The organism is Clostridium ljungdahlii DSM 13528, from assembly GCF_000143685.1.
Classification (GTDB): Bacteria; Bacillota; Clostridia; order Clostridiales; family Clostridiaceae; genus Clostridium_B; species Clostridium_B ljungdahlii.
In genome coordinates this window covers 3,027,056-3,046,364 of record NC_014328.1, presented here as the reverse complement: position 1 = coordinate 3,046,364, position 19,309 = coordinate 3,027,056, and the positions used below count along the sequence as shown (strand labels likewise).

Sequence of the window (19,309 nt, the reverse complement as noted above, 5' to 3'; positions counted from 1 at the left end):
AGTGATATTACTTATAGATAAAAAAAGAGAACGTACCCACTGATTTACACAAACCTAGGTACGCTCTCTGCTTATGATACTATTGAAACAGTTGCTAAACTTAAATAATTTACTAAAACACTGTATAATTGATGCTGATGTACAATGCTTTTAGTTATTTTTTAAAATTATCTTTCCATATTCAGATATAAAGATAAATAGATACATTTATAGTGCAAAAATTATGTTTATATAGTGTAAATTTGCGATAGGTACGCTTTATTCTTATCTTGTGAAGTATTTATTATTTGTATAACATACAGATAAATGATAAATTTATAAAGAAGATTATATGATAGGTTAAGGAGAATTATGGATAAACTAGTTAAAGATACAATGAATGAACTAAATTTAGTTAAAAATTCCAAAATTAATAAAAAATTCAATGATAAAATATGGAATCGAAATTTTACTTTATTATTTCAAGGGCAAGCAGTATCTATTTTGGGAGATAATGTTTTTAATATTGCACTTGAGTTTTGGGTCCTTATGAAAACAGGTTCTGTATCATTAATGGGTACACTTTTAGCAGTTATCACTTTGCCTAAAGTATTTATTTCTCCATTTGCTGGAACTTTTATTGATAGGCATGATAGAAAAAAGGTGTTGATTACTACTGATGTTATTAGTGGTATAACTATTTTCTTTATTGGAATGACAGCGATAATAGATTCTTTACAAGTATGGATGGTCTTTATATCAGGTATTATTACAGGTGTATGCAGTTGCTTTTTTTATCCAACTATAAATTCTTGTATACCTGATATAATTCCAAAATCTAAATTACTAAAGGCTAATTCTATACTTTCTTCAATCAGTTCAGTAAATGATATGATAGGATATGCTTTTGGTGGTTTCTTAGTCCAAATTGTTGGTGCCCCTATTTTATTTATTTTTAATGGACTTAGTTTTCTATTTTCGGCAACTTTAGAGTACTTTGCTCAAATACCACAAATTAAATCATCCCTGAAAAATATAAATTTTATCGAAGATATGAAAATAGGTATACATCTTGTAAATAAATTAAAAGGTCTTAAGTATATTTATATTACCATTGCTTTTTTGAACTTGTTTGCTTCAATGTCAATGACTCTCACATTACCTTGGTTCAAAATAAATAATCAGCTTGGAGTTGGATTATATGGAATAGCAATGGCAATTAATACTTTTGGAATATTTGTGGGTTATACTATTCTGTCTGTGTTTGAAATGAAAAAAGAAAATAAGTTTTATGTATTTATTATAAGTGGAATTATAATTTCATGTACTATGATTATTTATTCCATGACTTTAAATTTTTATTTTATCGCTGTAATGTTTTTTATTGATGGCCTATGCCTGGCAGTAATGGGTTCCTTATTGCAAACAAGTATGCAAAATTTCGTACCCTCAGATATGAGGTCAAAAGTATTTGCATTTGAAAATGCACTATCTTCTGCTTTAATGCCAATAGGTATGATATTTGCAGGTATATTGGGGACAAGAATACAAATGAATAAAATTATATTTGCAGATTACGCAATATTTCTTGTGCTATTCATATATCTTTCGTTTTTAAGATGTGTTAAGGAAACAATTAATATATAATAGATTAAGACATAATATTCTTGTATTATTCATCAATTAAAAAGACAATACTACTTTTTTCATTTCTACTTTACCTATGGTTATATGGATGGACCTATTGCCACAATATATACTTATATTTAAAGTTAAAACATTTATTTATCAAACTAAAAACTTCTGTGAAATAGAGGAAAATAAAATGGTGCCAGCACTAAAAAAAGAAAAAGTAAATATAAGCTATTACTTAGAAAGCAACAAAAATATATAGATACTATAAGTAGGTTAAGATTTGTTGCATTTATGTTTAGAGGATATTTACAAATTTGTCTGATAGCATATTTAGGGTATGTGATGATTAAAACCCAAAACATTACTGCACCAGTTATATTTTATACTTTATATGATCGGGAAATATTGTAACTTTATTAATAAACAATTAATTTATTTAATGCTGGGAGGAAATTGGTTTGTATATAAAATTACAGGATGACCATTTTACTATTAATGGGTACATGGCTGATTGTCACTGTAAGTGTAGCCATTGTTTACTCTGCTCTGGTGATAATAAAATTTCTAAAATTGATTTTGAGCATTTAAAAAAATTAGCACTGAAATTCAAAGGAATTGATGAGAAGTATGGATTTCAACCACAATTATGTGTATATAACTGTGCGGAGTATGGGAACTTATCAGAACAGATTAAAGTTAATCAACAGTTATCTGACCCATATGCAGGTTTTGTAAATTTAAATGGGACAAAGATGAGAGAAGGCATTGAGCTTGAGGAGTGGGTAGAAAATTTGAAAAACATCGGAGTGACAAAAGTAAATTTTTCATGGTTTGGAGATAGAGAATTTCATGATAGATTTGTTCATAGAAAAGGTTATTTTGATTATTTATTTGCTCTTTCGGAAGCAGTTTCAAGAAACAATATTCCAAAAGATGATTCAGTATTTCTATTAAGAAGCAATGTTGAACAGATGGATGTGTTAACGGAAAAATTAAAAGCAGTAGGAAGTGAACCCTATTATCGCTTACTTGATTATCGTGGAAATGCAAAGAAAATAATGGACGAGTTTATCAGAGAGCGTGATTTGCTTAAGCTGCCAGGCTATATAAAAGAGTCAAATTCTTTAAATAGATTTAAACCAGAGTATCTATGGATTAAGATGATAGAAAACAAAATGAACCCTCACCTTAGTAAAAGAGGACTTTTTCTTGTGGCTACACCCCAAAACATTGAGACTTATATGGATATATCTGCTGAAGCCATTATTGATATGTTTCATGACTTAGATAACAGATTGCAAAGTTCAATTCCTAGCATAGAATTTCTTGCAAAAGAGTATGGAGATGCTAAAAGTGATATATTGTTTGATTATAAAAGTGTTATATGGAAATGGACTGATATGTATTTTGATAGAAACCCTAACCTGGATAAATCAATTTTATTTTCAGATTTACATACAAGCGTTATGTGGAGATAGCAGATATAATTCTAAGGAAGTGTATCTGTTATCTCTCTATTTAAAGTAACACTTAAAAAGTGGTAGCCTATGTTCAAACTGTTCTTATATGCTCGCTAATTACTAGGAATATTGTCGTTATTTATTTTACCAATCATCATCATTATTACTGCACCTAAAATTGATATTACAGCAGTATTTAAGAATCTATGTGGTATGAAGTAGCATGATACAATTAATAAAAAAGTAATTATTATAGAAATGTATTTAAGCTTCCTTCTTCGTTCCTTACTTTTTATTCTTTTATTAACGTTGTCTACTGGAGCAAAAATGCAAACAAGTATAAATGAAATAATTAATAATGGTATTAAGATAATACTATTAAATGAAATATACTTACCTATAATAATCATTCCTAAAAATATAATAAAGCTAATAAAGAAACATCCCCAGTAAGTTTTTGCATGATATCCACCTGAAAATAATCTAATGGGACAGAAAAATATGAGAATAACTATATAGTATTTTTGAAGTGAAAGTAGCCAGAATATAATAAAATACGGAATAATTTTTGTTATTTCATCAAAAATACAAAGCAATCCATATTCCATCTTTTTTAGTTCCAAATCAGAAAATTGTGGGTTCGTTTCAGAAACTTTCTTTACTATAGATCCTATAAGTTCATCCATTTATTTATCCTTCTATCTTAAATTTTATTAAAAATTTAGTGTTTTCTGCACTGCTTTCCACATATATATTCCCATTATTTTTTTCAACTAGCTGTTTGATAATATATAGTCCAAAGCCATGGTCACTTTTTTTGCTGGTTTTCGTAGAAAAGCCCTTATCAAAAATCTTTTTTCTCATGTTTTCTGGAATGACATCTCCATTATCAGCTACTTCAATACAAAAATATTCATGTTCTCTAAAGGTGCTGACAGCTATTTCTTTATAATCGGTATATGCTTTAGATTGGAATGCTTCAAAAGCGTTGTCTACTAAATTACTTATAATGCTTATTAATTCATCTTGCCTGATTTTTATCAAATCAAAGGGCTCATCAATCATTACATCAAATTCTATATTATTTTTTATGGCATAGTTGTTTTTAATGGACAATAATCCATCTATGTAATCATTTCCTGTATCCAAGTATTTAAAAGAAGACTGTATGGTATCTGAAATTTTCAACACATAGTCGTTTATTTTTTCAACAGTATTAGGCTTGTTTAACAGGCATAACCCCTGTATAACATTTATGTGATTGGCAAAGTCATGTTTTTCCTGCCTTATTATACTAATTATTTCTTCCATTTGTTTAATGTGATGTTGTTGAATTTTATAATTCATACTTATATTTACAGCTAATTGTCTTTCTTTTAAACTTCTAAATTTTGATATTAAAAATATAAAATAAATAATGAAAATAATGAAATTATAGATTTGTATATTTTCTATATTGAAAATACTATAGTTAACACAAAATACAAATGTAGAAAATACACCTAGTTCAATGATTAAATTAGCAAAGACAACTCCTTCTTTTTCAAATAATTTAAGTTTAGTAAAGTATGAGTTAAACTTAAAAGTTAATGCTACAATAAGTATTTGAAGTGTCTTGGAAACTATTGATGTAATCAAAAAATATTTATTAATTGAAATACTTTGATTCAAATTTATGTTGAATATAAGCATTAGAATAACTTGAACAATAAATTCAGTAATGAAAAGTATTGTAAAAAATAAACAAACTATAATTGTAGAATCAAAAATTTTTATTTTTGTAATATAAGTAAGTAATAAAATATCAAATACTACGAGGAAAGGTGTGTGATAAGCTAAGGATATATGAAATCTAGAAAAATAAGTTGTAAAAATACTTAATATAATGAATAATACCGTTTTAAATTTATTTTGTAGTACAAAACTTTTTTGATTATATAATGCTTGAAAAATTACTAAAAGAAGAAGTGCTTCTATAGAATATGGTATTATTTGTGATATTATAGTATACATGTAAGTGCTCCTTTCATTCTAGGATTTTTTATAAATGATGTAGATTAAAAGTTTTCATAAAAAGTTTTAATCACAACATTTATAAAAAATCTAAGCAATTACTTTAAGAGTTCGTCAGGACATTTTGGTTGGTAACAACCAGCTTGACATGTGGGACTCATAGATATCTTTGATAAAAACAAAGACAAGTCACCTACCACTTTCATACTTTTCTTCAATACATTCTCTTTTAAATTTTTCATTTTTTATATCCTCCTAACTAATAAGTATTAATTTATAAGTTCTACAAAATATTGAATTATCCTTCTATAATTTACAATTTTGCAAAAAAAAAAAAAAAAAATAAAACTTAAGAAAATTAAGTTTTATTTACCTAAAGTTTCGGATGTTTTTCAGGAAGGTTTAATGAGGCAAGTTTATAATAAGATACGATAAGCTTGTCCAGTTCTTGACTTACAGATAATATTTCTTCATCAGTAAATTCACCAGAATCTAACATAGTATATAATTTGTTTCTTACTTTTTCTAATGTTTCTTTCATTAACTTTACATCCTTACCAATTTTCAACAACTTAAATAGTATACTATAAAAATATAAATTATTCAAATCAAATTTGAAACTTTTTTGATTTTCAAAAATATATAAGGATAATGTAAAATATAGACTGTAAAATTTTATATCCAAGTGCTAAAATACAATAACCATAATCTTTTTTTATCTTTTAGATATTAGGTTATGTGTTATTATAAACAAGTTTATGAGATGCATTTTATCAAGATGGCCTTTCTACAATAAAATGGACATCTTAAACTTGTAATATCTCTTTATTTCTTAGATTATCATAATTTTTTAATTTTTATGCTGTTTTTGATTTTTTATTTGAATTGTTATAATATTTTTCAGGTGTTACATAACCATTAAAATGTTTATTATAAAATATCTCAACATATTCAAATACGGCAGCACGAGCTTCTTCACGTGTTTTAAAGTGATTTCCATAAAGCCATTCACATTCCATTTTACCCTAGAATGATTCCATAGGAGCATTTTTTCATTCATGATACGGTCATAATTGAATAATAGAAATGTTATTGCTACGAAAGTAGCATCCAAGTTGGTAAAAAATATTGAAAAATTGCAATAATGATATAAAAACTTTTAATAAATATGAAAAAACATGAGAATATTTTTTATTATTAACGTTATATAGAGTGTAAGAGCTTTTACAAAATACCTGTTTATAGGGAGAATTAATATGAAAATAAATGAAACAAACTATATTCAAAAACTAAAAAAAGGTGATGAGAAAGCCTTAGATTATATTGTAGACCAACATCTTCCATTGGTTAAAGGCACAGTACGCAAGATTTTGATGCAATTCAATGATTCAGGACTTATAGAAGAATGTATTAATGATGTTTTTCTTTCTGTGTGGAACAATGCTGACAAATTTAAAGGAAAAGTAGAAGATTTTAAGAAATGGATTTTTACCATATCAAAGTTTAAAGCTATTGATTATTATAGGACAAAGATTAAGGGTGCAGAGGTTGTTTTAGACACCATTGAGATTTTAGGTGAGACTTCTGCTGAAGATGATCTGGTTATTTTAGAAAATAAAAATGAAATAATGAGATTAATAGATGATTTGGAGCCAGTGGATAGAAAAATTTTTGTTCTAAAATTTATTTTAGGGTACAAGTCCACAGAGATAGCTGAAAAATTGAATATAACCAAAGCAGCTGTAAACAATCGAATATACAGAGAAAAGCAAAAACTTAGAAAGAAATTGATAAAATCAAATTTGGAGGTAGTTTAGCATGAAGGACATTTATGAAATTCTAAATGATATTGATATAGATGAAAAAGAATTTGAAGAAGCTTGTGTAAGTAAGGAAGATAAAGCTAGAATTAAACTTAATTTAAGAAAGACTATAACTAAGAAAAAATTAAGCGGTAAAAAGAAGGCAATAATTGCAGCTACTTTAACTTTTATTATTTGTTCTTCCATAATATCAGTTAATCCAGCATTAGCAAATGGAATACCAGTGATTGGGGATTTATTAAACAAGAACTTAATTAGTGTAAACAAACATTACAAAGATTACATTGATGTTATTGGCAAAACAAAATCTGATCAAGGTATAGATGTAACCTTTGAAAGTGCAGTAGCAGATGATAATGAGCTTTTCTTAAACTTTATTGTGAAAAATAACAATAAGGAAATTAAAGATGACTATGTAGATGCTCTTATGATACCTACATCATTGAAGGTAAATGGCGAAAGATTAGATATAGGCAGTGGAGCCTCATGGGAGTTTATTGATAATAATACTGTTAGAGTACTTCAGAAAATTCACTGGTCCCAATATGAGAAAAAGGATAAGATGAATATAGATATGGATGTAAGTGAACTTTATGGCAAGAAAGGAAACTGGGGAGTCAGCTTCTTTGTTGATAAAAGCAAGTTAGTAAAAAATACAGTTAAATGTAGTGTTAATAAAAAAATTGGGATTAATGGTATACAAGGCAAAGTAGATACTGTTATAGTCTCACCTTTAACAGTAGTCATAAAGGGTACGGGAGATATTAATAAATATGTTGAGAAAAAACAATATGTGGATTTTATAGCATTTGATGATAAAGGGTGTGGCTTGTTATGGAATGGAAGCGGAAATGATAATTCAGCAAATTTAAGTAGATGGTCAACAAGGTTTATTAATACAGGAAACTCAAATAGCATAACAGTCATACCAGTATATATCGCGACTAATCAAGAACAAAAAAAGCTTCCTTCTGTAAAATTAGATGTTAGTACAGCAGCTAAACCACTAGTATTATCTATAAATGCGGATATAAGTCTTAAGATAAAGGATTACTTTATTGAAGGTGATTATTTAGTTATAAAGGAAGCTATGCAATACAATGGTAAAGAGAGTCTAAGAAATGTAATTAATATACCAACATATTTGGCTGTTGATGGTAACGAAATAAAGGAAGCTACTGATGATATTGCTAAGAATCTATATAACAAATATAGGAATGACACTCAGCCAATATGTATATATAAAATTGGAAAATCTAGAAATATTAAAATAGGAACATATGACGGTTCCAATTTAACAATTATGAAGGATAAGAGTATTACAGTTAAAACAAAATAATAATTAGATGGTTTAAATAATAATTAAAAAAATTAATAATTTTTTAGAACGCCACATTATTCATTTGAATTTTGTGGTGTTTTTACATCGCATTTCAAATATCCTGAGAATGAAATATTTGCGACACAACTTTTGATACTTTAAACACGAACGATAGCCTTTGATAACTGAATAATGTAGTGTTAAGGATACCTATCTCTAATTATATTTAAACAAAGAATCCCTAGGTAATTTATTATTTTTAATTCATATCCATAGAGTTTTTCATTCCACAAAGAAAAGATTTTTTTTATATATTTTAAATTGAAAATAGTAATAAAATTGTCACATACCTGTTTAAATAAATCAATATGTTTGCAATAATTTGTAGTTTATTCAGAATAATTGCAAAGAAAGTGAGTGAGAGTTTAGTGAAAGTTTCAGTCGAGAATAAAAGGAATAATGCTTGTAATCATAGGTGCCATGTTATGGGGAATATCAGGTACTGCTGCACAATACTTGTTTCAGGAAAAAGATTTTAGTCCAGAGTGGCTCGTGGTGATTCGTCTATTAGCATCAGGATTAATTTTATTATTCCAATTTTATAATTAATTCTTCTTTTTTAGCCTTAATCATTGGGATAACTTTGGTAGGGCTATATTTATAAGTGAAAATACTGTATCATAAGTAAGATTCTGAATATTTTATCAAGAAAACTAAGTTAACCAATAGTTAATTTTTGTGAACAAAAAATGAAAATGCTTCAATTGTTTAAACTATGTAGCTTTGATATGATTTAATTAACAGGGGTTGAAGTTAACTAAATGTATAGATAAGTGAAGGAGTTTATTTTATGAGAATAAGTGAAGTTATTAGAAATTGTAGAAAAAAAGAAAATCTTACTCAAGAACAAGTTGCTAATTATTTAAATATTAGTGCACCGGCAGTGAACAAGTGGGAAAATGGAATATCATATCCAGATATAACGTTGCTATCACCTCTCGCACGTGTTCTGAAAATTGATGTTAATACTCTATTAGCATTTAATGAAAAATTAACAGAGACAGAGGTTAATAAATTTGGGAAAGAAGTTAGTGAAATAGCATCAAGAGAGGGTTTTAAAAAGGCTTTTGAAAGAGGCAGTGATTTAATCAAACAGTATTCAATCAGTGATGAATTAATACTCAGAATATCATCAATATTAAGGTTATTTTTAGCTACACACACATTGGAAGAAAAGGATAAATATGAGGAGAAAATTATTGCTTGGATTGAACTTGCAGCAGCAAGTAGCAATGAAAAGACAGCTTCTATGGCAAAGATATCACTATCTGCAATATATAGAGAGAAAAAAGATTATGAAAAAGCTCAAGAAATATTAGATAAAGTTCCAGATATGGATCTAGACACGGAGAAAAAAATTCAACAGGTACTACTACTTGAAAGCAGTGGAAAATTTGATGAGGCTTACAACGTTTGTGAATACATATTATTTAGAGATGCACATGAAGCATTGGTAGCTTTATCTTTTATAATAAAGATGCTATTAAAAGAAAATAAATTTACTGAGGCAGAAGAATACACAGAGCGTGCAAAAAGTGTAGTTGAGGTGTTTGATTTAGGATTGTATCAGAAAGATGAATTAGATTTATATTTAGCAGTGGAAAAACAAGATAAAGAAAAAACTATAGAGACGATTATAAATATGGTAAACGAAGCAGACAGTATGGATAATATGAAGTCAAAGCTATATAAGCATAGAAAATGGAAGTCATCCAATAGTTGGAACAAAGATAAATATGAAAGGTTAGCAAAAATGAGAATTAAAAAAGACAAAAAACTTGATTTTGTAAAAGATGATCCTAGAATAAAATTTCTGCTGGAATAATACTAAAATTGATATAGAATTTAATCCTACAGCTTTACATATTTCTCTTATGGATGGAGAATATTCTTTTTGGTTAATATACAATTTTATAAAGTATAAATCTTTAATTGATTAGATCCCTTTCTGTTTAACATAAACGCACCCCTTTAGTCAATGGCTTTATAGTATTAAATATTATTTTAACAAACATATGTTCTAATACCGATAAATAATTGGTTCTAGTTAACCAAATAAGGCATGAAATATTTTAAGAAATGTTATATTTTTTGATTGATAGCAAGCTTCTATAATAATATGTTGTATAATAGAATAAATTTGCAGTTGTAAGTTGTTATGACATACAGGTGTCATATTTAATATGTTACTATAATGTATAGATAGAAATTTATAAGCTAATAATATGAAATATTTAAATTATTTGATTATAGAAATGACTTTAGAAAATAATATAATTTGGGTAAAATGGAGTATAATGATATCTTATTGAAATTGAATTTATGAACTATGAATACTTGTAACAAAGGAGTGCTAATTATGTATACGAGTACAGTTGAAAGGTTTATGGATAAGAATGTAATTCCTACGTCTTTAGAAATAGGTGATTTTCTAGGGAAAGAAGCTTATAACAGGCTATCAAAACTTGAAACATTTTTACATGATAGTTATGATTTAATTCGTGAATTAAAATTTCCATTTGGCAACAACTATGGGTGGGGGTATAAATATAGCCATAAAAATAAATTATTGTGTTATGTATTTTTTGAAAGAGGTTCATTTACAGTCACAATAACAATAGGAAAAAATGAATTAAAAAAGCTGTATAAAGAGTTGGATAAAATGATTCCTAAAACAAAAAAACTATGGGAAAATCGTTATCCATGTGGTGATGGTGGTTGGATACATTACAGGGTAGAAAATGATAATGAACTGATGGATGTCCAGAAACTCGTGTGCATTAAGAAAAAGCCTAAGCAAAGGTAATGTGTGTAGGGTGTAATAATTAATTGCCATAGTTTTACTACTTTGCCACTGGTGACATATTTGCTGGTATTACCACTTCTAGGTGGTTTTTATGAAATAAAGCCCGATCACTACATGAAATTGTAATAGTATCATCTACGTTAGCTGAAGTTTTTCTTATGAGCTACGTCGAGATAATTTTGTCATATAGCATAGCTTCAATAATAGCAGTAATTTTTAGTTTGTATAGCTGATTTTTTGTGTGATGTTTAAAGACCTAATGTTTATTTCTGTTGGGGTAAATTGAGATAAATTATAAATACTCATTGATTTAGTATATGTTTCTAAATATGTATTGGTGAATATAGAAATGGGCTAAATTTAACTATTGAAATACTAGATATATAAATTTGAACAATTTAAAGCAAATATCATATATTAGTAACAATATAGAAGTTATATGTAGAAGGAGAAGTTACTTTGAATAGTTCATTATTAAATTTACTTAGGAGTGGAGGATATATATTATATGCTAAGCATGGGGAAGCGACAGTTGGAGAGGACCAGCCTAATTTGAATTTTTATTACTGTAATACCCAAAGAAATCTTTCCGAAGCCGGAAGAAGACAAGCGATTTATTATGGACAACTATTTCGCATTCTGGGTATTCCTGTTAGTTACCCTGTTCTGACTAGCCCCTTTTGCAGAGCCATAGAAACGGGTCGGTTAGCTTTTGGAAGAGACAATATACAAATTGATCCATTTCTTTTTCAAATCTATAGGTTAAGTGGAAATTTGCTCACTGCAGAACAGAAAAGAATATTAGATTATTTTCAATTACAATTAGAAGTCATCCCTCCTCAAGGAAGCAATAAGGTTATTATTTCCCACAGTTTTCCACAGGGAATCGGTTTGGGTCAAATTACAGATATGGGAACAGTAATTATAAAGCCATTGGGACGAGGTAAAGGGTATGAAATCATCACCAAGCTGTCTCTGAAAGATTTGGCTAATTTACCCAGGTGATTTAAAAATGAGTATGTCAGTAACGCCTAAGAAAAAAGGCGTTATTTTTATAAACATTTTACTCAGGTAACCTGCCATCATATATTATTGACAGTTCACCATAAACTTTTAACCTGGCTCTAATTAAGCAAATAGGGCATGGATATTTAAGAAGTATTGTATTTTGATGATTGATAGCAAGTTTATACAATAATATATTGTATAATAAAATAAATAATACATTTGTAATTTAATACGTTCTAATTATATTAAATAAAATTTGTTGGGAAGTGAGGTAATTAATTATAGATGAAATGAGGGATAGGTGAATATATAAGAGCAAATAATATTCTTAATTATGTGATGTAAAAGTAAATTTTTGTGAAGAAGGTGAATTAGATGAATAAAGGCAAATGTATAAAGAAGCAAAATATTTTATATTTAAATATATTTGTTGTTTCAATATTATGTTATTTTTATGCATTATCATTTACAACGTTGGAATTATGGAAACAAGTATTAATTATACTGGCAGCAAATCTTATTATTTTAGTTGTAGAATTTTCAATATTGTATGCATTCAAGAACTATATTAAACATAAAAAGTTCAACTGAAAGTAAATTGGGAATAATAATATTCTTATTTAGTGTCCTATTAAACTAGAGAAATGGTTTTAATTAACGCAGATACAGACATTTTCTTTATCCAATCGTACGGAAAATGATAAAACAGGAGTAAGTAACAGTCAAAATTTAATAGCAACTAGAAATAATAAATCAAACTATAAATAAAGGAATTATTGTTATTTGTGCACATTATGATTGTGAGAGGAACTCCGTAGGAGCAAACGACAATGCTTCTGGGGTTTCAGTAGTTATGGAGACAGCTAGATTATTAAAAAATGTATCAAGTGAGTATGAATTAAGATTTGTTTTTTTTTGGAGGTGAAGAAATAGGAGGATTAGGCTCCAGACATTACATAAAAAATTTGTCACCTGATGATAAAAAGAATAATTAAGAGTGAATGAATTCTGGGACAAGTCAGAGATGAATCTTTTAAAGGCACTGGTACTTTAATGTAGTAACTGTATTACCAAAAGAAGATAGGAATCTGGCAACAGCTTATTCAATGCTGGCTACAAAAGATGTATTAACACTTGATGCCATGTTTGCACGGCTTGGTTATACAAATCCAGCTAAAATGCCTTATGCCATATATTCACAGGCAAGTGACAAGATAAAACCAAATATTGTTATAGGCCTTGGTTCAAAACTTCAGATTTTTCAAAATGAGATAGTTTAGAATTTTCAAAATGAGATAGTTTAGAATTTAATAGCAACAAGTGATATAGATCTAACGGAACCTAAATATGAAAAGGTTGCTTATTTTTGTATAATATTTGATTTTACTAAGAAGATATCTACATTAAGGTCCAGGGGCATAATATGCTTTGTAGTATTTCAGAATATAGCCCAGCTGCAGAATAGATATCCTAACAATGCGTGGCTAGAGATTTTGGGTAATTGTGACAGTCAGCTTTTTTGGGTACATCAGATGATGTGGCAGCAAAGCAGGTTTCTGATCACATGGAAAATTCTACAGTAGAAACTCATTCTGAAAACAGGAAATCAGGAATTGAAGGACTTACAGACTTTGGCTCAAAGAATACATCTTCAAGTAAAAGAAATTTATTGAACCCTGATGAACTTCTTAAGCTTGATAAAAGGATACCTAATTAAGTTTTCTTGACAATTATGGTGCTAAAAGCAGCAGTTCCAAACAAAATAAAGATAATTCCAAAAAGGAAGACAACAGATCATTTTGGTAAATGCAGTTTTATAATAAAGTTTGATATTTAAATTGGTTCTATAATCCACTTGATAGAATTAATATCTATCATATAGTCTTAGTTAGTAAACAAAATTATGGTTTAACTCTTGTAGCACAAGATGTTAATTTAATAAAATTTTTGTATACAAAAAGTAAAAATTCGTATATAACAAAATTAGAAAATAAGAAAATAATAATTTAGTAAGGAGATTATATTATTACTTAATTAAGAGAAAAATCTCAGATTACAATTCCAAAAGAAGTAATAAAAAAGTTAAATTAAAAAATTGGTGACAATATAGATATTTATGCTAAAGATAATAAAATAGTAATTAGACCAGTAGTCGTAGTCCAAAAAGATCAGGTGTGGTTTTGGAGTAAAGAATGGCAGCAGGATGAAAAACAGGCAGATAAAGATATATGGTAGTAATCCTAAAAGAAATATTTCTTATCACTATATCTATTAGTTAGCCCTCTATGAATTGATATTTTATCAGGCAGAATTGGCATTAACAAAATGATTATAATTATAGGTACTATTAATATTAGGATATCTAGTATTATGATTCTTTTATTAAATTTCATTTATAACACCTCTTATATTTATATAATTCCAAATAAGTTACTGTCCTAAACAATCTCAAAAAGCTTATCAGAATTTTTTTAATAGGTTTTACCTTTTATGAAAAAATTCTAAACACATGGTATATAATTAATTTAGAAAAGATATTCATATAAGAATAGTTATTTAATATGGAAGAGGGTATTTTAGTATGAACAAGAAAAGTGCAAAATCAGTTTTTAAAGCTGCACTTATGACCGTGGTTTTAACGACAGCTTTATCAGTTGGATCTGTTAAAGCAGCACAAGGACAACCAACAAGAGTAAGTGGTGATAACAGATATGCAACAGTAGCAAAGGTTGCAACAACAAACTGGACAACTTCAGACAATGTAGTACTAGTATCAGGTGAAGGATATGCAGATGCATTAGTAGCTTCTGCAGCAGCAGAAAAATATTTAGCACCATTAGTATTAATTGATAAAGACGATTAAGATGCAATATTAAATGCTTATAGAATATGTAAGAATTAATACTCTACAAACAACTGATTTAGAGTTAGTGGGTGGACCTGGGGTTATATCGCAAGGTTTTGTAGATGAGATAACACCTATATAGCTATAGCTCCATCATACATTCAGATGACACTTCTTTTTAATAGACAGTCCTAATTATCAAATGGAAAACCCAAAATTGTATTCTCATTTCTTGAGTATTCTCTTTAAACTTCCGATATCTAATAGATTCACTGTTTCAAATTTCCCTTTATAAAACACAGCATAGTTATTAAAAACACAAGGCAATTCCTTTGCTTTTTGTAGTATATCCACTTGAATTAAAGATGCAGGAACATCATTCATTTCACAATACTGTTTTATCTTCTCAATATTTTGATAGATATAAGGGCATTGCATATCATAATAAATTGTTAAATCTCTACATTCAATTTCTTGTTTTTTAGAATTTTGTGTGAACTTTGGTGTTGTTCCATCAAAAGAAAGTGCAAGCAGTTCATATCCATTGTCGGTAGTATCAACAACCTCAAAACCAAACTTCTTTGCAAATGATTGATCAGAAAGCCAATGTTTTTGTTTCTTTGCTCCGAGCATGCAAATGCCTGATTTACCATTTTCTCTTGCATCTGCCAAGCAATACTCCATTAGTGATTTACCATACCCTTTTCCTTTATAACAACCAGAAACCCATAGACAATATATATAGTAATAGTTATCACCAGTTATAGGGACCCAAGCTGTTTCAACAGGGGCATATTCAATAAAAACTGTTGCCTTTTCATTTAACTTTCTAAAAACGTGACCTTCATTTAGTCTATCAGAAAGCCATCGCCTTTTTTTGTCAATACCTTGGTGGGGTTTTTTACTGCGTATAATACAGCATAAATGTTCATTAGAAAGATTTTCTGTTGTTAAGTTAACAAAATCAGTACACATATTTTAATTTTCCTCTCTTATAAATTACTATTTATAATACTTAGTCTTAAGTTGAAATTTGTAAGTCCTATACGTTGTAATTGCCTAATTTACTTATAAATTCCTGTATCTCAGAATTTACCTGTTCTGGATTGTCTCCGTTTGAAAAATGTGCTGCATTATTTATTATATGGAGCGGATATCCCTCTTTCTTTGACCATGCTTGACAATATTGATTTACCTTTCCAGTTTTATCGAATTCGCCAAGCAAAATCAGTACTGGAAAAGAAAAACTAACATCTTTATTTTCCTTTGTAAAGGTACCATAAGCAATATCCATTTGTTCAATGATTTGTGATTTTGTAAATGGTGCAAGCATTTCTATCATCTTGTCATATGAATACTTCGTTCTGGAAACGGATTTTGCCATGCTTTTTCGCAAAGCATTTTTTGAAAAACATTTTGCTAGTAAAGCAATATGTTTTAACCACCAAATATCTAATCCTGAGTAATAGCTAATACCAAAAGGTGTGGTATCAAGTGCTATAAAACCTTCTACTTTTTCAGCATAACGAAACGCGAACTCCTGACTGGGATAACCACCCATAGACATCCCGACCAATATTACCTTATCAACTTTTTCCTGATCCAATATTCTCATTAGATCATGTGCACAATTTTCATATGTAAAATTTGAATATGGGCGTGAAAGACCATGGAGAGGAACATCCCATGTAATTACTGTATATTCTTGTTTAAAGTATTCAACTTGTTTTTCAAACATAGAGTGATCGGCGGTTACTCCATGCGTAAAAACGATACATTTTGTGTGCGGATTTTTGTTACGACTAATCCAATAATAAACGATGCCTCTTCTTGTCTTTAACTCCTTACCCTTCACCTTATATAACCTCGCTTCCGTATACATAAAACATTAAATAACCTTGCAACCATTTCTGATAAATTACTATTTATTGAGTTGTTTTATATTTTTCATAAGCCGCATTGATTTATTATTTTGAATAGCCTTTATTTCAATCTCCAAAAATATCAAATTATAATAAAATTATAACACCAATAAAAGTGAAATTTGAGTCAATAAAAAAATAATTTTATAAACAAGTTTATTTTTCAAATTTTCATTATCATGTAAATGTAGGGTAAAGAAAACAGCTTATCTTAAATATATATCATATCAATTTTAAGCATATCCTTATATCTTTATAGGGGCTTTGCCTTCGAACCCATCCCTTCTAAAGTATTAATAAATAGGAGTGATAGTGTGTTTTATTTATCAAATAGTCATAACATTTGCTTCAATATATTTAGTAGAGACTCCTCCACCCTACCATATAATGTTATTAGCATATCCTTTATTAAATAATTCAACTGCTTTTACAACTCTTTCTCTCATTATAGGAGAAGGTTTTCCATCCTGTAATGCATGAAAGCCTAAAATAATTATCACATCAAATCTATTCATTTTCAATTTTGTTTCGGGAGACTTATAAAATAAAAGTGGATATAAGTTGATTAATACAAGGATTATGATAATAAGAATAAAAACACTTATTGCTATATACTTTAATAAAAGAATAAAAATATTAGCATCCATTTTCTTTTATACTCCATTCATTGCGTATAATTTATTTATATATGTTTCATAGTTCTTTACTTTTATGTATTAAATTATATTTTGGTAAACATATAGTGTATAAATTTCACTGATGGTTGCTATCTCTGATAACTTTCTTAGCCTTTAAATAGAATAGAAGTTCTTTTTTATCTTCTATATTCCAATCTTTAAAGTCCTGGAGCAGATTAATTATGTGAATAAAATCTGCATCATCAATGGTGCTAGAGAATATACTATCCTTTGAATCTTCTATGAAATAAGAAACTGGGGTTTCAAGGGCAGCAGCAATAAGCTTTAGATTTTCAAAGGAAGGATTACTTCTGCCATTTTCAATATCACTTAAAAAGGATATAGATATTTTACCATTAATTTTAGTAGATAATTGTTTTAGTGAAAGTCCAGTTGCTTTTCTAATCTTTCTTAATTTAGTTCCTATTATACTCATAATATAAGCCTCTTTTATTCCGTAAATAACGTAATAATTAGAGTATAAACAAAATCAGAAAGAATGTAAAATAGCAAGAAAAAATTACAGATATTACGCAAATAACATAACTATTGCTTGAATTAATACGTCAAAATCGTATAATAATATTATGGAGGTGGTAAATTTGGACAATATAGGTAAAAAGGTTAAGGAAGAGAGATTGAAAAGAAGATTAAAACAGTATGAGTTAGCAAAGAAGGCAGGTATTTCTAATACATATCTTTCAGATGTTGAGGTTGGAAGAACAAATCCTTCAATAAAAACATTGGACAAACTATCGAAAATTTTAGAAGTGGATATTAGAAAATTTCTCTAATGTTAAATAATTAATATTTGAGGTGATGAAAAATGATGACAATTTATAGTATAAAATAACTGATATTAATAATAGAATTAAATGTGTATAAATAATACATATTATATTTTTGTTTCCTTTATACCAATATACTCCCAAAACTATCCACCATTTTTTATGTGAAAGATAAATAACAAGTAATGCAGATATTAGCAAGATGTTAGGGGACGATATATTTTGAATGAAGTAAAAGATAGATTGATAATTAAAGAAAAGATAGAAAATTTGAGAGAAAAACTTAATAATTATATCATCAAAAATGTAGAATGCAAAGATATTGAAAAAAATAAAGATATATTGGCCGCAAGTGAAGAACTTGATAATGTTATAGTTGACTATATTAAGAATTTTAATCAAGAAATTTGAAGTATTTTATTCGAAATTTATAGAAAAACACAATTTTATTTCATAAAATCAGAGAGGTTCTTATTTTTAATGGGAGTCTCTTTAACTTTATACTGCAAGAAATATCAAATTTTAAAGCAATGTAAATAGGTTGAAGTTGTTGATTGCATTAAATAGAACTTCAGCCATATTGACAGGAGAAAGCAATAAATTTGTTAAGCTTTCATTTATGACAAGTGGCAAACTTGATTTGTTAACTAAGTGTTCTAAAGGAAAGGTAAAGAATTTTCTTTTTCAAATAAGACATCTCCAGTACTTATAAGAAAGAAAAAGAATAATAATTACGCAGGAATTGTATTACCTGTTAGATTGGCAGCGAGGGGAAGAACTAATGTTAAGTGAAAAAGATATAAGAGCTACGGCTAGTAATAAAGCAGGGTTATATAGTATAATAAAACATTTTTTAAGAAGCTTATATTATAGAAGCTTCATATTTTTAGTACAATATAATAACCAATTATGGGCATGTGGAAAATATCTTTAGAAAAAGATATTTTCCACATGCTATTTTTTGAGCTTGTG

21 protein-coding genes and 4 pseudogenes are annotated in these 19,309 nt (G+C 28.0%); 15 read left to right on the top strand and 10 right to left on the bottom strand.

Features of this window, described 5'->3' with window-relative positions; all coding sequences use genetic code 11:
* Positions 1–351 precede the first annotated feature (351 nt).
* Positions 352–1,626, top strand: coding sequence for an MFS transporter (locus CLJU_RS21715; protein WP_013239400.1), 1,275 nt, complete (start codon positions 352–354; stop codon positions 1,624–1,626).
* A 446-nt stretch (positions 1,627–2,072) separates the two neighbouring features.
* Positions 2,073–3,092 carry a hypothetical protein gene (locus tag CLJU_RS13600; protein ID WP_013239399.1) on the top strand — a complete coding sequence of 340 codons (1,020 nt, stop codon included), beginning with the start codon at positions 2,073–2,075 and terminating at the stop codon, positions 3,090–3,092.
* A 95-nt stretch (positions 3,093–3,187) separates the two neighbouring features.
* On the opposite strand, the gene CLJU_RS13595 is transcribed toward CLJU_RS13600, so the two are convergent.
* The 5 genes and pseudogenes from CLJU_RS13595 to CLJU_RS21700 all read right to left on the bottom strand — a co-directional run.
* The gene (locus tag CLJU_RS13595) at positions 3,188–3,760 is read right to left on the bottom strand and encodes an accessory gene regulator B family protein (RefSeq protein WP_013239398.1); all 573 of its coding nucleotides are present in this window, start codon (positions 3,758–3,760) and stop codon (positions 3,188–3,190) included.
* Positions 3,761–3,764: 4 nt separating this feature from the next.
* Positions 3,765–5,087, bottom strand: coding sequence for a sensor histidine kinase (locus tag CLJU_RS13590; protein WP_013239397.1), 1,323 nt, complete (start codon positions 5,085–5,087; stop codon positions 3,765–3,767).
* Positions 5,088–5,185: 98 nt separating this feature from the next.
* Entirely contained in the window at positions 5,186–5,293 is a 108-nt protein-coding gene (locus CLJU_RS23170) for a cyclic lactone autoinducer peptide (RefSeq protein WP_278244775.1), read from the bottom strand.
* A gap of 167 nt (positions 5,294–5,460) precedes the next feature.
* Entirely contained in the window at positions 5,461–5,628 is a 168-nt protein-coding gene (locus CLJU_RS21705) for an aspartyl-phosphate phosphatase Spo0E family protein (protein WP_081442070.1), read from the bottom strand.
* A 316-nt stretch (positions 5,629–5,944) separates the two neighbouring features.
* Positions 5,945–6,136 (bottom strand): annotated as a pseudogene (locus tag CLJU_RS21700) (IS3 family transposase); the annotation flags it as partial.
* Between the two features lie 207 nt (positions 6,137–6,343).
* Here CLJU_RS21700 and CLJU_RS13580 point away from each other — a divergent pair.
* From CLJU_RS13580 to CLJU_RS13570, 4 genes and pseudogenes are all read left to right on the top strand, one after another.
* Complete coding sequence (locus CLJU_RS13580; protein ID WP_013239396.1) at positions 6,344–6,904, top strand: sigma-70 family RNA polymerase sigma factor; 561 nt, start codon at positions 6,344–6,346, stop codon at positions 6,902–6,904.
* Between the two features lies 1 nt (position 6,905).
* Positions 6,906–8,249, top strand: coding sequence for a DUF4179 domain-containing protein (locus tag CLJU_RS13575; RefSeq protein WP_013239395.1), 1,344 nt, complete (start codon positions 6,906–6,908; stop codon positions 8,247–8,249).
* Positions 8,250–8,690: 441 nt separating this feature from the next.
* Positions 8,691–8,822 (top strand): annotated as a pseudogene (locus CLJU_RS22325) (EamA family transporter); the annotation flags it as partial.
* A 259-nt stretch (positions 8,823–9,081) separates the two neighbouring features.
* Positions 9,082–10,116: a helix-turn-helix domain-containing protein gene (locus tag CLJU_RS13570; RefSeq protein ID WP_013239394.1), complete on the top strand. Its 1,035-nt coding sequence runs from the start codon at positions 9,082–9,084 to the stop codon at positions 10,114–10,116.
* Between the two features lie 9 nt (positions 10,117–10,125).
* Here CLJU_RS13570 and CLJU_RS22960 read toward each other — a convergent pair.
* Positions 10,126–10,224, bottom strand: a pseudogene (locus CLJU_RS22960) (LexA family protein); the annotation flags it as partial.
* Between the two features lie 426 nt (positions 10,225–10,650).
* Between CLJU_RS22960 and CLJU_RS13565 the strand changes: the two are divergent.
* The 6 genes and pseudogenes from CLJU_RS13565 to CLJU_RS13545 all read left to right on the top strand — a co-directional run bounded on the left by CLJU_RS13565 (position 10,651) and on the right by CLJU_RS13545 (position 14,968).
* On the top strand, positions 10,651–11,097 hold the full coding sequence (locus tag CLJU_RS13565; RefSeq protein WP_013239393.1) for a DUF3788 domain-containing protein: 447 nt from the start codon (positions 10,651–10,653) through the stop codon (positions 11,095–11,097).
* Positions 11,098–11,556: 459 nt separating this feature from the next.
* Positions 11,557–12,102, top strand: a complete 546-nt coding sequence (locus CLJU_RS13560; RefSeq protein WP_013239392.1) for a histidine phosphatase family protein — start codon at positions 11,557–11,559, stop codon at positions 12,100–12,102.
* Between the two features lie 748 nt (positions 12,103–12,850).
* The gene (locus CLJU_RS23345) at positions 12,851–13,030 is read left to right on the top strand and encodes a M28 family peptidase (RefSeq protein ID WP_081442105.1); all 180 of its coding nucleotides are present in this window, start codon (positions 12,851–12,853) and stop codon (positions 13,028–13,030) included.
* 181 nt (positions 13,031–13,211) lie between these two features.
* On the top strand, positions 13,212–13,385 hold the full coding sequence (locus tag CLJU_RS22640; protein WP_156496171.1) for a hypothetical protein: 174 nt from the start codon (positions 13,212–13,214) through the stop codon (positions 13,383–13,385).
* A gap of 30 nt (positions 13,386–13,415) precedes the next feature.
* Positions 13,416–13,822 (top strand): annotated as a pseudogene (locus tag CLJU_RS23340) (TraG/TraD/VirD4 family protein).
* An 864-nt stretch (positions 13,823–14,686) separates the two neighbouring features.
* Positions 14,687–14,968 carry a cell wall-binding repeat-containing protein gene (locus CLJU_RS13545; protein ID WP_013239390.1) on the top strand — a complete coding sequence of 94 codons (282 nt, stop codon included), beginning with the start codon at positions 14,687–14,689 and terminating at the stop codon, positions 14,966–14,968.
* Positions 14,969–15,175: 207 nt separating this feature from the next.
* On the opposite strand, the gene CLJU_RS13540 is transcribed toward CLJU_RS13545, so the two are convergent.
* The 4 genes from CLJU_RS13540 to CLJU_RS13525 form a co-directional block, all read right to left on the bottom strand.
* Complete coding sequence (locus CLJU_RS13540; RefSeq protein WP_013239389.1) at positions 15,176–15,925, bottom strand: GNAT family N-acetyltransferase; 750 nt, start codon at positions 15,923–15,925, stop codon at positions 15,176–15,178.
* A 67-nt stretch (positions 15,926–15,992) separates the two neighbouring features.
* On the bottom strand, positions 15,993–16,805 hold the full coding sequence (locus CLJU_RS13535; RefSeq protein WP_013239388.1) for an alpha/beta fold hydrolase: 813 nt from the start codon (positions 16,803–16,805) through the stop codon (positions 15,993–15,995).
* Between the two features lie 444 nt (positions 16,806–17,249).
* Positions 17,250–17,519, bottom strand: coding sequence for a YdcF family protein (locus CLJU_RS13530; RefSeq protein WP_013239387.1), 270 nt, complete (start codon positions 17,517–17,519; stop codon positions 17,250–17,252).
* A gap of 106 nt (positions 17,520–17,625) precedes the next feature.
* The gene (locus CLJU_RS13525; protein WP_013239386.1) at positions 17,626–17,985 is read right to left on the bottom strand and encodes a helix-turn-helix domain-containing protein; all 360 of its coding nucleotides are present in this window, start codon (positions 17,983–17,985) and stop codon (positions 17,626–17,628) included.
* A 166-nt stretch (positions 17,986–18,151) separates the two neighbouring features.
* Here CLJU_RS13525 and CLJU_RS13520 point away from each other — a divergent pair, with 166 nt between their 5' ends.
* The 3 genes from CLJU_RS13520 (at position 18,152) to CLJU_RS22635 (ending at position 19,271) form a co-directional block, all read left to right on the top strand.
* Positions 18,152–18,343, top strand: coding sequence for a helix-turn-helix domain-containing protein (locus tag CLJU_RS13520; RefSeq protein WP_192847929.1), 192 nt, complete (start codon positions 18,152–18,154; stop codon positions 18,341–18,343).
* A gap of 216 nt (positions 18,344–18,559) precedes the next feature.
* Positions 18,560–18,748 (top strand): Spo0E family sporulation regulatory protein-aspartic acid phosphatase, encoded by a 189-nt coding sequence (locus CLJU_RS13515; protein ID WP_041705136.1) that lies wholly within the window; start codon positions 18,560–18,562, stop codon positions 18,746–18,748.
* A 370-nt stretch (positions 18,749–19,118) separates the two neighbouring features.
* Positions 19,119–19,271, top strand: a complete 153-nt coding sequence (locus tag CLJU_RS22635; protein WP_156496172.1) for a hypothetical protein — start codon at positions 19,119–19,121, stop codon at positions 19,269–19,271.
* Positions 19,272–19,309: the final 38 nt, after the last annotated feature.

Coding starts and splice junctions, on each gene's coding strand:
- CLJU_RS13590 (WP_013239397.1), bottom strand. CDS start 5,087: ATGTATACTATAATATCACAAATAATACCATATTCTATAGAAGCACTT.
- CLJU_RS13545 (WP_013239390.1), top strand. CDS start 14,687: ATGAACAAGAAAAGTGCAAAATCAGTTTTTAAAGCTGCACTTATGACC.
- CLJU_RS13595 (WP_013239398.1), bottom strand. CDS start 3,760: ATGGATGAACTTATAGGATCTATAGTAAAGAAAGTTTCTGAAACGAAC.
- CLJU_RS13580 (WP_013239396.1), top strand. CDS start 6,344: ATGAAAATAAATGAAACAAACTATATTCAAAAACTAAAAAAAGGTGAT.
- CLJU_RS13540 (WP_013239389.1), bottom strand. CDS start 15,925: ATGTGTACTGATTTTGTTAACTTAACAACAGAAAATCTTTCTAATGAA.
- CLJU_RS13570 (WP_013239394.1), top strand. CDS start 9,082: ATGAGAATAAGTGAAGTTATTAGAAATTGTAGAAAAAAAGAAAATCTT.
- CLJU_RS21715 (WP_013239400.1), top strand. CDS start 352: ATGGATAAACTAGTTAAAGATACAATGAATGAACTAAATTTAGTTAAA.
- CLJU_RS21705 (WP_081442070.1), bottom strand. CDS start 5,628: ATGAAAGAAACATTAGAAAAAGTAAGAAACAAATTATATACTATGTTA.
- CLJU_RS13525 (WP_013239386.1), bottom strand. CDS start 17,985: ATGAGTATAATAGGAACTAAATTAAGAAAGATTAGAAAAGCAACTGGA.
- CLJU_RS13575 (WP_013239395.1), top strand. CDS start 6,906: ATGAAGGACATTTATGAAATTCTAAATGATATTGATATAGATGAAAAA.
- CLJU_RS13565 (WP_013239393.1), top strand. CDS start 10,651: ATGTATACGAGTACAGTTGAAAGGTTTATGGATAAGAATGTAATTCCT.
- CLJU_RS23170 (WP_278244775.1), bottom strand. CDS start 5,293: ATGAAAGTGGTAGGTGACTTGTCTTTGTTTTTATCAAAGATATCTATG.
- CLJU_RS22635 (WP_156496172.1), top strand. CDS start 19,119: ATGTTAAGTGAAAAAGATATAAGAGCTACGGCTAGTAATAAAGCAGGG.
- CLJU_RS22640 (WP_156496171.1), top strand. CDS start 13,212: ATGCTGGCTACAAAAGATGTATTAACACTTGATGCCATGTTTGCACGG.
- CLJU_RS13530 (WP_013239387.1), bottom strand. CDS start 17,519: ATGGATGCTAATATTTTTATTCTTTTATTAAAGTATATAGCAATAAGT.